This is a genomic window from Flavobacterium xizangense (assembly GCF_054075145.1).
This window is the reverse complement of sequence record NZ_JBSIPG010000012.1, coordinates 42990-58384: the sequence shown is the minus strand read 5'-3', so window position 1 is coordinate 58384 and position 15395 is coordinate 42990. Positions and strand designations below refer to the sequence as shown.

The 15395-nt window shown below is 34.5% G+C and carries 7 protein-coding genes; 5 read left to right on the top strand and 2 right to left on the bottom strand.

Going from position 1 to position 15395, the window contains the following annotated elements; all coding sequences use genetic code 11:
• Positions 1–232 precede the first annotated feature (232 nt).
• From rpoB to ACWA1B_RS19475, 3 genes are all read left to right on the top strand, one after another.
• Complete coding sequence (gene rpoB, locus ACWA1B_RS19485) at positions 233–4045, top strand: DNA-directed RNA polymerase subunit beta (RefSeq protein ID WP_456909834.1); 3813 nt, start codon at positions 233–235, stop codon at positions 4043–4045.
• Between the two features lie 282 nt (positions 4046–4327).
• The gene (gene rpoC / locus ACWA1B_RS19480; protein ID WP_456909832.1) at positions 4328–8635 is read left to right on the top strand and encodes a DNA-directed RNA polymerase subunit beta'; all 4308 of its coding nucleotides are present in this window, start codon (positions 4328–4330) and stop codon (positions 8633–8635) included.
• 10 nt (positions 8636–8645) lie between these two features.
• Entirely contained in the window at positions 8646–8957 is a 312-nt protein-coding gene (locus ACWA1B_RS19475) for a DUF3467 domain-containing protein (protein ID WP_012024017.1), read from the top strand.
• Between the two features lie 245 nt (positions 8958–9202).
• Here ACWA1B_RS19475 and ACWA1B_RS19470 read toward each other — a convergent pair whose 3' ends face one another.
• Positions 9203–10795: a peptide chain release factor 3 gene (locus ACWA1B_RS19470; RefSeq protein WP_456909830.1), complete on the bottom strand. Its 1593-nt coding sequence runs from the start codon at positions 10793–10795 to the stop codon at positions 9203–9205.
• Positions 10796–10945: 150 nt separating this feature from the next.
• Positions 10946–12385 (bottom strand): alpha-amylase, encoded by a 1440-nt coding sequence (locus ACWA1B_RS19465; protein WP_456909828.1) that lies wholly within the window; start codon positions 12383–12385, stop codon positions 10946–10948.
• Between the two features lie 520 nt (positions 12386–12905).
• Here ACWA1B_RS19465 and ACWA1B_RS19460 point away from each other — a divergent pair.
• Positions 12906–14336 (top strand): peptidylprolyl isomerase, encoded by a 1431-nt coding sequence (locus tag ACWA1B_RS19460; protein ID WP_456909826.1) that lies wholly within the window; start codon positions 12906–12908, stop codon positions 14334–14336.
• Positions 14337–14413: 77 nt separating this feature from the next.
• The gene (locus tag ACWA1B_RS19455) at positions 14414–15367 is read left to right on the top strand and encodes an AAA family ATPase (protein ID WP_456909824.1); all 954 of its coding nucleotides are present in this window, start codon (positions 14414–14416) and stop codon (positions 15365–15367) included.
• The last annotated feature ends 28 nt before the right edge of the window (positions 15368–15395 follow it).

Genomic DNA, 15395 nt, shown 5'->3' with positions numbered 1-15395 from the left:
GAGTTAACACTCAAAGGCCTAAACCATTTTTCGTATAATAAAATACATTAAATTTTATTATCAAATAGTTTAAAATACGAAAAAGTTTTTGATCAATACGAAGAAAGAAAATTGAACTGAATTTAATCGGTTTATTTTTAAAGATGTATTGATTTTAAAAAGAAAGTATAAACTAAGCAGTGTGTTTTTACACAAAAAAATTACTTTTTTTTAATCAAAATTTTGTCCATTGATGATAACAAATCAGACTGAAAGATTGAATTTTGCCTCTACAAAAAACATTCCTGACTATCCGGATTTCTTGGATGTTCAGGTTAAATCTTTTAAAGATTTCTTCCAATTAGAAACGAAATCTGACGAAAGAGGCAACGAAGGGTTATACAATACCTTTATGGAAAACTTCCCAATTACAGATACAAGAAATAACTTTGTATTGGAATTCCTAGATTATTTTGTTGATCCGCCACGTTATACAATTCAAGAATGTATAGAGAGAGGTCTTACTTATAGTGTGCCTTTAAAAGCTAGGTTAAAACTATACTGTACAGATCCAGAACACGAAGATTTTGAAACAATTGTACAAGATGTTTATCTTGGAACAATACCTTACATGACTCCAAGTGGTACTTTTGTAATCAATGGTGCCGAGCGTGTTGTAGTATCACAATTACACCGTTCTCCTGGGGTTTTCTTTGGACAGTCATTCCACGCAAATGGAACTAAACTTTATTCTGCAAGAGTAATTCCTTTTAAAGGTTCTTGGATAGAATTCTCTACTGATATTAATAGCGTAATGTACGCATATATCGATAGAAAGAAAAAATTACCTGTAACAACTTTATTCCGTGCTATTGGTTTCGAAAGAGATAAGGATATCCTTGAAATTTTCGACTTAGCAGAAGAAATTAAAGTTTCTAAGACGGGTATAAAGAAATATATTGGAAGAAGACTTGCTGCACGTGTTTTGAACACTTGGCACGAGGATTTCGTGGATGAAGATACTGGAGAAGTAGTTTCTATTGAACGTAACGAAATCATCCTTGATCGTGATACAATTATCGACAAAGATAATGTTGAAGAGATCATCGATTCTAACGTAAAATCTATTTTGTTACACAAAGAGGATAACAATCAAGCAGATTATGCTATTATCCACAACACGTTACAAAAAGATCCAACAAACTCTGAAAAAGAAGCTGTAGAGCACATTTACCGTCAGTTGCGTAACGCTGAACCGCCTGATGAGGAAACTGCTCGTGGTATTATAGATAAATTGTTCTTCTCTGATCAACGTTATAACTTAGGTGAAGTTGGTCGTTACAGAATGAACAAAAAATTAGATTTAGATATCCCTATGGATAAGCAAGTGCTTACCAAAGAGGATATCATTACAATCGTAAAATATTTGATTGAATTGATCAACTCTAAAGCAGAGATTGATGATATTGATCACTTATCAAACCGTCGTGTTAGAACAGTTGGAGAACAATTGTCTCAACAATTCGGTGTTGGTTTGGCACGTATGGCTAGAACTATTCGTGAGAGAATGAACGTTAGAGATAACGAGGTGTTTACACCAATTGATTTGATCAATGCTAAAACATTATCATCAGTTATCAACTCTTTCTTTGGTACTAACCAGTTATCTCAATTTATGGATCAAACGAATCCATTAGCTGAGATTACGCATAAAAGAAGACTTTCTGCACTTGGACCAGGTGGACTTTCGAGAGAGAGAGCTGGTTTCGAGGTTCGTGACGTTCACTATACTCACTATGGTCGTTTATGTCCGATTGAAACTCCTGAGGGGCCAAACATTGGTTTGATTTCATCTCTTGGTGTTTATGCAAAAGTTAATGGAATGGGATTCATTGAAACTCCATACCGTAAAGTAACTAATGGTGTAGTTGATTTAGAAAGTACTCCAGTTTACTTAAGTGCTGAAGAAGAAGAAGGTAAAATGATTGCTCAGGCCAACATTGAAATGGATGCTTCAGGTAAAATTACAGCTAGTAATGTTATTGCTCGTGAAGAGGGTGATTTCCCAGTTGTTGAACCAACATCAGTGCATTATACAGACGTTGCTCCTAACCAGATTGCATCGATTTCTGCGTCATTGATTCCTTTCTTGGAGCATGATGATGCGAACCGTGCGTTGATGGGATCAAACATGATGCGTCAGGCAGTTCCTTTGATTCGTCCTGAAGCACCAATCGTAGGTACAGGTTTAGAGCGTCAAGTAGCTTCAGATTCAAGAGTATTAATCAATGCTGAAGGGCATGGAACTGTTGAATATGTAGATGCAAATATCATTACTATTAAATACGATCGTACAGAAGACGAGAGAATGGTTAGTTTTGATGCTGATGAGAAAACATACAACCTTATTAAATTTAGAAAAACCAATCAAGGTACAAGTATTAACTTGAAACCAATCGTAAGAAAAGGTGATAGAGTTATTCCTGGACAAGTATTATCAGAAGGATATGCTACTCAAAATGGTGAATTAGCTTTAGGTAGAAACTTAAAAGTTGCGTTCATGCCATGGAAAGGGTACAACTTCGAGGATGCGATTGTAATTTCTGAAAAAGTAGTTCGTGATGATATTTTTACATCTATCCACGTTGATGATTATTCATTAGAGGTTAGAGATACTAAGTTAGGAAATGAAGAGTTAACAAACGATATTCCTAACGTTTCAGAAGAAGCTACTAAAGATTTAGATGAAAACGGTATGATCAGAATTGGAGCAGAGGTTAAACCTGGCGACATTTTGATTGGAAAAATTACACCAAAAGGAGAATCAGATCCTACTCCGGAAGAGAAATTGCTTCGTGCAATCTTCGGGGATAAAGCAGGTGATGTAAAAGATGCTTCATTAAAAGCGTCTCCATCTTTACACGGTGTAGTTCTTGACAAAAAATTATTTGCAAGAGCCGTAAAAGATAAACGTAAACGTACTCAGGATAAAGATGCTTTAGGCGCTTTAGAAATGGAATTCGAAACTAAATTTGTTGAATTAAAAGACAGATTAGTGGAGAAATTATTCTTGATCGTTAATGGAAAAACATCTCAAGGTGTAATGAATGATTTGGGTGAAGAAGTTTTACCAAAAGGTAAAAAATATACTCAAAAAATGCTTTATGCAGTAGAGGATTTTGCTCACTTAAGTAAAGGTCAATGGGTTGCTGATGATGCTACAAATAAAATGGTTAATGATTTAATTCATAACTATAAAATTAAGCTTAACGACTTACAAGGGGCTTTAAGAAGAGAGAAATTTACTATTACAGTTGGAGATGAATTACCATCTGGAATCTTGAAATTGGCTAAAATCTATATCGCTAAAAAACGTAAGTTAAAAGTTGGTGATAAAATGGCAGGACGTCACGGTAACAAAGGTATTGTTGCAAGAATCGTTCGTCATGAAGATATGCCTTTCTTAGAAGATGGAACACCGGTAGATATCGTATTAAATCCACTTGGGGTACCTTCACGTATGAACATTGGTCAGATTTATGAGACTGTTCTTGGATGGGCTGGTATGAACTTGGGTAGAAAATTTGCTACTCCAATTTTCGACGGTGCTTCTCTTGACGAAATCAATGCTTTGACTGATGAGGCTAACGTACCGCGTTTTGGACATACTTATCTTTATGATGGTGGAACTGGAGAGCGTTTTGCACAAAAAGCGACTGTGGGTGTAATTTATATGCTTAAATTAGGGCACATGGTTGATGATAAGATGCACGCACGTTCTATTGGACCATACTCATTGATTACGCAACAGCCACTTGGAGGTAAAGCTCAATTTGGAGGTCAGCGTTTTGGAGAGATGGAGGTTTGGGCACTTGAGGCTTATGGAGCTTCTAGTACGCTACGTGAAATCTTAACTGTTAAGTCTGATGACGTTATTGGTAGAGCTAAAACTTACGAAGCTATCGTTAAGGGAGAGACTATGCCAGAACCAGGTTTACCAGAATCATTCAATGTATTAATGCACGAATTGAAAGGTCTAGGTTTAGATCTTCGTTTGGAAGAATAAATAAAAAGTTTCTAGTCACAGTCTCAGTATTCAGTTTAGCACTGAAAACTGGGACTGAGACTGTTTACTAAATGTTACAAGTTTTTAAAGATTTATACCCGTAAACCGTTCCGATTTTTTATAGCAATGCAATGCATTTTATAACTAGCACTTCAAATTTAATTTTGAGGTTTAGAGAAGTAACCCGAGGTAGTAGCTGAATGATTAACTCTTATTTTTTTAAGAGTAGATTATAAATCTAAATTCAATTTTTTAATTGCAAATAAATCAATAGTAAAAACTATGATGAATAACAGAAACAATAAAGATAAGAATCCAGTAAAAAGATTTAACAAAATTTCTATTGGATTGGCTTCACCAGAATCTATCTTGAAAGAATCAAGAGGAGAGGTTTTAAAGCCAGAAACTATTAACTATAGAACGCACAAACCAGAGCGTGACGGACTTTTCTGCGAAAGAATCTTCGGACCAGTAAAAGATTTCGAATGTGCTTGTGGTAAGTATAAAAGAATTCGTTACAAAGGCATCATCTGTGACCGTTGTGGTGTTGAAGTTACTGAGAAAAAAGTACGTCGTGATAGAGTAGGACACATCAACCTTGTTGTGCCAATTGCTCATATCTGGTATTTCCGTTCTCTTCCAAACAAAATTGGTTATATCCTTGGTCTTCCATCTAAGAAATTAGATATGATTATTTACTACGAAAGATACGTGGTAATCCAGGCTGGTATCGCTAAAAATGCAGATGGAGAATCTTTACAAAGATTAGATTTCTTAACTGAAGAAGAATACTTAAATATTTTAGATACCCTTCCACAAGAAAACCAATATTTAGATGATTTAGATCCTAATAAATTTGTTGCCAAAATGGGAGCAGAATGTATTATGGATTTATTAGCTCGTATTGACTTAGATGCTTTATCTTATGAATTAAGACACAGCGCTAACAATGAGACATCTAAACAACGTAAAACTGAAGCTTTAAAAAGATTACAAGTTGTTGAGTCTTTCCGTGAGTCTAACGAAAACCGTGAAAACCGTCCAGAATGGATGATTATGAAAGTGGTTCCAGTTATCCCACCAGAATTACGTCCGCTTGTACCACTTGATGGAGGTCGTTTTGCAACTTCAGATTTGAACGATTTATATCGTCGTGTAATCATCCGTAACAACCGTTTGAAAAGATTAATGGAGATTAAAGCTCCAGAAGTTATCTTAAGAAACGAGAAACGTATGTTACAAGAATCTGTGGATTCATTATTTGATAACACTCGTAAAGCTTCTGCTGTTAAAACAGAATCTAACAGACCATTAAAATCATTATCTGATTCTTTAAAAGGTAAGCAAGGACGTTTCCGTCAAAACTTACTTGGAAAACGTGTGGATTATTCTGCTCGTTCGGTAATTGTTGTTGGTCCTGAATTAAAATTATTCGAATGCGGATTGCCAAAAGATATGGCATCTGAGTTATACAAACCTTTCGTGATCCGTAAATTGATCGAAAGAGGTATTGTAAAAACAGTAAAATCTGCTAAGAAAATTATTGACAAAAAAGAGCCGGTAGTTTGGGATATTTTAGAAAACGTAATTAAAGGACACCCAGTATTACTAAACCGTGCTCCTACTTTGCACAGACTTGGTATTCAGGCTTTCCAGCCAAAATTAATTGAAGGGAAAGCGATCCAGTTGCACCCATTAGTATGTACGGCTTTCAACGCCGATTTCGATGGTGACCAGATGGCGGTTCACTTACCATTAGGACCAGAGGCTATTTTAGAGGCACAATTATTAATGTTGGCTTCTCACAATATTCTTAACCCTGCAAATGGTGCTCCAATTACGGTACCTTCTCAGGACATGGTCTTGGGACTATATTATATGACTAAAGAGCGTATTTCTACAGAAGATCACAAAATTTTAGGTCAGGATTTGACTTTCTATTCTGCTGAAGAAGTAAATATTGCATTAAACGAAGGAAGATTAGAATTAAATGCTCGTGTTAAAATTAGAGCAAAAGATTTTAATGAGGCTGGAGAATTAGTGTACAAAATTATTCAAACAACTGCAGGACGTGTATTATTTAACGAAGTAGTACCTGAAGCAGCCGGATATATTAATGACGTATTGACTAAGAAAAACCTTAGAGATATTATCGGACATATTTTAAGTGTGACTGATGTACCTACAACGGCAGCTTTCTTGGATAATATGAAAGATATGGGGTATAAATTCGCATTTAGAGGAGGTTTATCATTCTCTTTAGGTGATATTAGAATTCCAGAACAAAAAACGAAGTTAATTGCAGATGCTAGAGAGCAAGTTGAAGGTATCTCAACTAACTATAACATGGGTCTTATTACAAATAACGAGCGTTACAACCAAGTTATTGACGTATGGACTTCAGCAAATGCTCAGTTAACAGAACTAGCAATGAAAAATATTAGGGAAGACCAACAAGGTTTCAACTCTGTATATATGATGCTTGACTCTGGGGCGAGGGGTTCTAAGGAGCAGATTCGTCAGTTAACTGGTATGCGTGGTTTGATGGCTAAGCCTAAAAAATCTACTGCTGGTGGTGGTGAGATTATTGAAAACCCGATTCTTTCTAACTTTAAGGAAGGTCTTTCGATTCTTGAGTACTTTATTTCTACTCACGGTGCTCGTAAAGGTCTTGCGGATACGGCTCTTAAAACGGCCGATGCTGGTTACTTGACAAGAAGACTTCATGATGTTTCTCAAGATGTTATTGTTAACATTGAAGATTGCGGAACTTTAAGAGGTGTTGAAGTTGCAGCATTAAAGAAAAATGAGGAAATCGTTGAATCTTTAGGAGAGAGAATTTTAGGACGTGTAGCATTACAAGACGTTATTAATCCTCTTACCAACGAAGTAATGGTTAAATCTGGAGAGCAAATTACAGAATCAATTATGAGAACTATCGAAGCTTCTCCAATTGAGAAAGTAGAAGTTAGATCTCCATTAACTTGTGAGGCTTTAAAAGGTATTTGTGCTAAATGTTACGGTAGAAACTTAGCTACTGGTAAGATGACACAAAGAGGTGAAGCTGTCGGAGTTATTGCAGCTCAGTCTATTGGAGAGCCAGGTACACAGTTGACACTTCGTACTTTCCACGTTGGAGGGGTTGCTGGAGGTATCTCTGAGGAGTCTAGTATTGTTACAAGATTTGCAGGTAGACTTGAAATTGAAGATTTAAAAACAGTTAAAGGAGAAGACGGAGAAGGAAACTCTGTTGACATCGTAGTTTCACGTTCAACTGAATTAAAATTAGTTGATGAGAAAACGGGAATCGTTTTAAATACGCATAACATTCCTTACGGATCTAGTATTTTTGTTAATGATGGAGATACTGTTGCTAAAGGAACTGTAATCTGTAAATGGGATCCATATAATGGTGTAATTGTTTCTGAGTTTACTGGTAAGATTGCTTACGAGGATTTAGAGCAAGGACAGTCGTTCATGGTTGAGATCGATGAGCAGACTGGTTTCCAGGAAAAAGTAATTTCTGAGGCTAGAAACAAAAAATTAATCCCAACTTTATTAGTTTACGGTAAAGAAGGTGAATTGATTCGTTCTTACAATTTACCAGTAGGTGCACACTTAATGGTTGAAAACGGTGAGAAAATTAAAGCAGGTAAAGTATTAGTAAAAATCCCACGTCGTTCTTCTAAAGCGGGCGATATCACGGGAGGTTTACCAAGAATTACTGAGCTTTTAGAGGCTCGTAACCCTTCAAATCCAGCAGTTGTATCTGAAATTGATGGTGTTGTATCTTTCGGAAAAATCAAAAGAGGCAACCGTGAGATCGTTATCGAATCTAAATTTGGTGAGATTAAAAAGTATTTAGTTAAACTTTCTAGCCAAATCTTAGTACAAGAAAATGACTTCGTAAGAGCGGGAGTTCCATTGTCTGACGGTGCAATTACACCAGATGATATCTTAAGAATTCAAGGTCCAGCTGCTGTTCAACAGTACTTGGTAAATGAAATTCAAGAGGTTTACCGTTTACAAGGGGTAAAAATCAATGACAAGCACTTTGAGGTAGTTATTCGTCAAATGATGCGTAAAGTAAGAGTTCAGGATCCAGGAGATACATTATTCCTAGAAGATCAATTAATTCATACTAAAGATTTTATCGTTCAAAACGATAAATTGTATGGTATGAAAGTGGTTGAAGATGCTGGAGATTCTTCAGTATTAAAACCAGGTCAGATCATTACACCTCGTGAATTACGTGATGAAAATTCATTATTGAAACGTACAGATAAAAATCTTGTTGTAGCAAGAGATGTAATTACTGCAACTGCAACGCCAGTTCTTCAAGGTATTACAAGAGCTTCGTTACAAACTAAATCATTCATTTCTGCGGCTTCATTCCAGGAGACAACGAAAGTACTTAACGAAGCTGCAGTAGCTGGTAAAGTAGATGATCTAGAAGGATTAAAAGAAAATGTAATTGTTGGTCACAGAATTCCTGCGGGAACTGGTATGAGAGAATATGATAACACTATCGTAGGATCTAAAGACGATTACAACGAAATGATGGCTAATAAGGAAGAATACATTTATTAATTAGGAAACTATGAGTAATCCGAAACAACAACAAGAGCAGATCAATATTGAGTTAGATGAAACTATTGCAGAAGGAATTTATTCTAATCTTGCGATTATTAATCACTCATCATCAGAGTTTGTTTTAGATTTTGTGAGCATTATGCCAGGTATTCCTAAAGCCAAGGTAAAGTCAAGAATTGTTTTGACACCACAACATGCTAAAAGATTATTACGAGCAATTGGTGAAAATATCCACAGATTTGAAGCAGCCCATGGTGAAATCAAAGAAACGGAACAAGCGCCAATACCACTTAATTTTGGTCCTGCGGGACAAGCATAAATTTTAAAGCCCCAGAAATGGGGCTTTTTTTTTAGTATCAATTTTCTATTTTGCAGTTTATCCGATTTAATCGGTATTTCATCGACTAAATTTCTGCCTTACTTAAGTTTGCAGTATTTTAGCGATTCCGAATTAGAAAAAAATTATATTAGAATAATAACTCAGTAAGGTTGTCATTAATTCAAATAAAAAAAGCGCTATAATATATATAGCGCTTTTTTTATAGTTAATTTTTTAAATGTAAATTAATCAAACTCAGATGTAAAGTATAATTTTACACTTGGATATTTGCTTTGTGTCATTTGAATAGTAAAATCTGAATCGGCTAAAAATACAAGTTGACCATATTTATCATGAGCAAGGAATTTTTGTTTGATTCGTTTAAATTCTTTAAATTCTTCATTTTTGGCATCATTTGGTTTTACCCAACAAGCTTTATGAACAGGGAAATTTTCATAGGTACATTTTGCACCATATTCGTGCTCTAAACGGTATTGAATAACTTCATATTGAAGTGCTCCAACTGTTCCGATTACCTTACGGTTATTCATTTCTAAAGTAAACAACTGTGCAACACCTTCATCCATTAACTGATCTACACCTTTTTCTAATTGCTTAGCTTTCATTGGATCAGCATTGTTGATGTATCTAAAGTGCTCTGGAGAGAAACTCGGAATTCCTTTAAAACTCATTACTTCACCTTCAGTTAAAGTATCTCCAATTTTAAAGTTTCCAGTGTCGTGTAAACCAACAATATCACCAGGATAAGAAATGTCAACAATTTCTTTTTTCTCAGCAAAAAACGCATTCGGACTAGAAAATTTTAGGTTTTTCTTCTGACGTACGTGATAGTAAGGCTTGTTTCTTTCGAAAGTTCCCGAAACAATTTTGATAAATGCTAAACGGTCACGGTGTTTTGGATCCATATTAGCGTGGATTTTGAAAACAAAGCCAGACATTTTTTCTTCAGCTGGATCAACTAAACGAGTTTCAGAATCTTTTGGTCTTGGAGAAGGAGCGATTGTAACGAAACAATCTAATAATTCACGAACTCCAAAATTATTTAAAGCAGAACCAAAAAATACAGGCTGGATTTTTCCATCTAAATAATCCTGACGCTCAAATTTAGGATAAACTTCATCAATTAATTCTAATTCCTCACGAAGTTTTTCAGCTGCTTTTTGACCCACAATTTTATCTAATTCCGGATTGTTTTGAACATCAGAAAATGCAATTGTTTCTTCGATATTTTTACGGCTGTCTCCACTAAAAAGATTGATATTTTCTTCCCAAAGATTATAAATTCCCTGGAAATCATAACCCATTCCGATTGGAAAACTTAAAGGAGTTACTTTCAATCCTAATTTTTGTTCCACTTCATCCATCAAATCAAAAGCATCTTTACCTTCACGATCTAATTTATTGATGAAAACAATCATCGGAATATTACGCATTCTACAAACTGCCACTAATTTTTCAGTTTGTTCCTCAACCCCTTTTGCAACGTCAATTACAACAATTACGCTATCAACGGCTGTTAAAGTTCTGAATGTATCTTCGGCAAAATCCTTGTGTCCAGGTGTATCAAGGATGTTGATTTTTTTATCTTTATAATTAAAAGCAAGCACAGAAGTTGAAACCGAGATACCTCTTTGGCGTTCGATTTCCATAAAGTCACTCGTTGCTCCTTTTTTAATTTTGTTGTTTTTTACCGCTCCAGCTTCCTGAATAGCACCTCCAAATAACAGTAATTTCTCCGTTAATGTAGTTTTACCAGCATCGGGATGCGAGATAATTCCAAATGTTCTTCTGCGTTGTATTTCTTTTAAAAAGCTCATATTTTGTATAAATAGGTTGCAAAAGTACTATTAAATACGGCTTTATAAAAATATTCACTTCTTAAATTTGGGAAGTCTTTATTATTAGGCGATTTTTTAGAAAAAAATAAGGCTGTTTTGCAACAGCCTTAAAAGAGTCATTTTTTAAAATTACTGGTTAATTGACCAAATTGAATATCCTTTTGGAGGACATTGTATTTTTACCCATTTATCTGCCTGAGTTGTTGGGTACCAAGTCGAATTTCCTGTAAAATCTTTAATTTGAGTATTTGCCCAGTTCGTCTGAATCCATCGTTCCTGCCAAACATCAGAATTGTTTATGTAAACGACTAATCCCGGATTTCCATTATAACCATTTCTTCTTGCCACATATTCGTCATTATCAGAATATAAAATAGAAGTTGTACCCGTTGCTTTATTGTTATGAATCCAGATTAAGTTATTTAATTTGTTTTTATCTAGCCATTCTTCATAATCTCTATAGAAAATAGTTGGATAACCTTCATGAGTTAATATATAGGAGTATGCTAACATTTTGCTCCAAATTTCGTCAGTATCATGATTAGTAACAAATGTTACCGCTTTGTACGGGTTACGTTTCCACATCATGTCATCATTCAAAAGAGCAAGATTATTTCCGTCGAAGGCGTCATTCATTTTGTAATAACAAGCAAAGTCAAAAACAGAACTATTAGCATTGTTTGCCCAGTCATTTAATACGTTTACATTCGAATCCCATAATTCTCCAACAGAAAATCCGCCAACATTGGCATTCCATGCATTGACAACCCAAGCACCGAAACCTTTAACATAGTCAAATCTCCATCCGTCAAATTTCATGGTATTTTTATAATATTTACCAACTCCGTCAGTACGCAGCCACAGCCAGTCTTTTACGTAAGGATCTGCATGACATAAATCTGGAAATCCTCCAAACGAGCCTTCATCATTATTGCCATAACTGTTTTTATAAAAATTAGCATAAGTACGCTTAAATTTTCCTGAAGAAATTCCATTGAAATTAGTCCACGTATTTGTTCCAGTGAAAGGATTTGCTTCAGATTGCCCCCCACTGTTATGATTGATTACGATATCAGCATATACTTTTATATTTTCAGCATGGGCTGCCGTAATTAAGTTTACCAATTCGGTTTTTGATCCAAATCGAGTTTCGGTACTTCCATTTTGATTATAATCTCCAAAATCAAAATAATCAGTTGGGTCATAACCCATTGAAAATGCTCCATTTTGTGCCTTTGAAGCAGGAGGAAGCCAGATAGATCCAATTCCAGCATTGCCCCATGCAGTGACTTTACTGCTAACGGTATTCCACCAGGTTCCACCGGCAGGAACGTCCCAATAAAAAGCCTGCATCATAACGCCTCCGCCAGGATTATCGACATATTTTCCTGTAAGTGATGATTTTGCACCTGTACTAAAAGGTTTCCCATCGTGATGTGTAACGTTAATGATTTCAAATTGCTGACTTTCAGCTTTTGAATCAGCTTCAGGAGTGTCATTTTGTGAGCACGAGCATAATAATGCTACAACCATGCTCACAAACAAAAATTTTGTTTGTGTTTTTTTCATAATAGATTTGGTTAAAATGGTTAATAAAGTTAGTAATTGCGCAATTTTTAGGTTTTAAAATGATTTTATTCTTAATTTTTAACCAGTTAAATTGTCAATTACGCACGAATGTAGGTTTTTTTTGATTCGATCTACATTTGCAAGAAATTAGTTATGCAACGAAAACGTTGTAGTGTTAAAAACTTTTTTTATACCCTTATAAATTAAGATATTGTATTTTTTAAAAGGAAGTTTTTAAAATAATAATAGTTTTGAAAGTGATATTAAGATAATGAGCAAAAAGTACTTTTTAATTTTATATTTAAAATACAATCTGTATAATTTTTTGTTAATAGTATTAGCGATAGTTGTATTATGTAATTGAATTGTTATTTTTGTTCTTTATAAGTAAAAGAACTAGAGTTTAATTGTTTACTGCTTTTGAAGTTCAGCTTCTAAAATAGAGCAATTCGGATTTTAGTTTTTAAAACAAGGATAATTCTAAAAACAAGATCTTTACATTTAAACTAAATCTAAAATAATGTTATTAAAAAAATTACAGCTAAAAACAATTGATCACAAGCTTGTATTGACAATGTGTTTTTTACTTTTTTTCAGCTCAATGGTTTCAGCTCAGGAAATTATTCCAGATGTTGTGGCTCAAAAACCAGCTGAAGTTCATGTTGGAAGACAAAAAATTGACGGTATTATTGCTACCGTTGGAGATTATATTGTTTTAGATTCTGATATTGATAAAGGATTTTTAGAGATTACAGCTCAAGGTGGTTCTGTAAAAGATATTACAAGATGCCAGATGTTGGGTAAACTTCTTGAAGATAAATTATATGCGCACCAAGCGATTCAGGATAGTATCATTGTTAGTGATGCGGAGATTAGAGGTATGATGGAAGACCGTTTAAACTATATGGTTAAACAGGTTGGAGACATTAATAAAGTAGTGGAGTACTACAAGAAAAGTTCTGTTGAAGAATTCAAAACGTATTTTGCAGACATCTTAAAAGAGCAAAAATTGGCTTCGGAAATGCGAGATAAAATCGTTAAAGAAGTTGAAATTACGCCAGAAGAAGTTCGTAATTTCTTTAAAAAAATACCAAAAGATGAATTGCCGACTTTTGGGGCTGAAATGGAAGTAGCACAGATTGTGGTAGAACCAAAAGTTTCAAAAGAAGACAAACAGAAAGTGATCGACAGATTGAATTCAATCAGACAAGATGTTATAGCAGGTTCGAGCTTTGCCACAAAAGCCGTTTTATATTCTATGGACCCAGGATCATCTTCTAACGGTGGATACTATAAAATGACTCGAAAAACTCCTTTTGTAAAAGAGTTTAAAGATGTTGCTTTTAGTTTGCAAGAAGGTGAAATTTCTCAGCCTTTTGAAACAAGTTTTGGATTCCATATTATTATGGTCGACAAGATTAAAGGGCAAGAAGTTGAATTGCGTCATATTTTAATTTCGCCAACTGTTTCTGAAAACGCTTTAAAAGAGGCTAAAGACAGAATAACAAATATTCGAAACAAAATCGTAAACAAAGAGGTTACTTTTGCTGATGCAGCCAGAACAGAATCTGATGAAAAAGAGACAAGAGCAAACGGAGGAACTTTGATAAATCCTAATACGCAAGATACACGTTTTGAATTGACTAAAATGGATCCTCAATTATATGGACAGGTTTCAAATTTGAAAGATACTGAGGTTTCTCAGCCACTTTTAAATGTAGATGAAAAAAGCGGTAAAAAGACCTATAAAATAATTACTGTAACAAACAGAATTAACGAGCATACCGCAGATTATGCACAGGATTATACAAAAATTAAAGATTTAGCATTGAAAGAAAAACAAATTGATGCGATTGCTAAATGGTTTGATAAAAAGATAAAAGATACATACATTAAAATTATTGGAGAATACAGACAATGTAATTTTGCTAATAATTGGCTGAAAAAATAATTTTTATTAAATAAATAAAAGAGTTAGTTTTATGAATCCATAGAGCTAACTCTTTTTTAATTTAAAAACATACTTAAATGTCTGACGTAACAGCAATTCATAATTTAGTTCAAAAACGAAACGAGTTAAAATCAGAAATAGCAAAAATAATTGTAGGCCAAGACTCAGTAGTTGATGAAATCTTACTGTGTATATTTTCAGGTGGACATGCCTTGTTGATTGGAGTTCCCGGTTTGGCAAAAACTTTAATGATTAATACTTTGTCTCAGGCGCTGGGTTTAGATTTTAAAAGAATTCAGTTTACGCCAGATTTAATGCCTTCGGATATTTTAGGAAGTGAAATTTTAGATGAAAATAGACAGTTTAAATTCATAAAAGGACCAATTTTCTCTAATATAATTCTTGCTGACGAGATAAACAGAACCCCACCAAAAACGCAGGCAGCTTTACTTGAAGCGATGCAGGAACGTTCGGTTACTATTGCAGGACAGAATTATAAATTAGATTTGCCATATTTTGTATTGGCTACTCAAAACCCAATTGAGCAAGAAGGAACGTATCCGTTACCGGAAGCACAATTAGACCGTTTTATGTTTGCCATCAAATTACAATATCCAACTTTTGAGGAAGAAGTTCAGGTTGTAAAACGAACAACTTCGGATGTTAAAACAACAATTAATGCTTTGTTTACTGCTCAGGAAATTATTGATTTCCAACATTTGATTCGCAGAATTCCTGTAGCTGATAATGTAATTGAATATGCAGTAACATTGGTAAGTAAAACGCGTCCAGATAATAAATTGTCAAATGATTTTGTGAAAAATTATTTGGATTGGGGAGCAGGACCTAGAGCTTCTCAGAATTTAATTTTGGCTGCAAAAGCACATGCGGCTTTTAATGGTAAATTTTCGCCAGATATTGAAGATGTAAAAGCTGTTGCAGTTGGAATTTTAAGACACAGAATTATTAAAAATTACAAAGCAGATGCTGAAGGAATAACAGAAGAAGTTATTATTCAGAAATTGTTGTAATTAATATATATCTTATACGTAAGCCTGA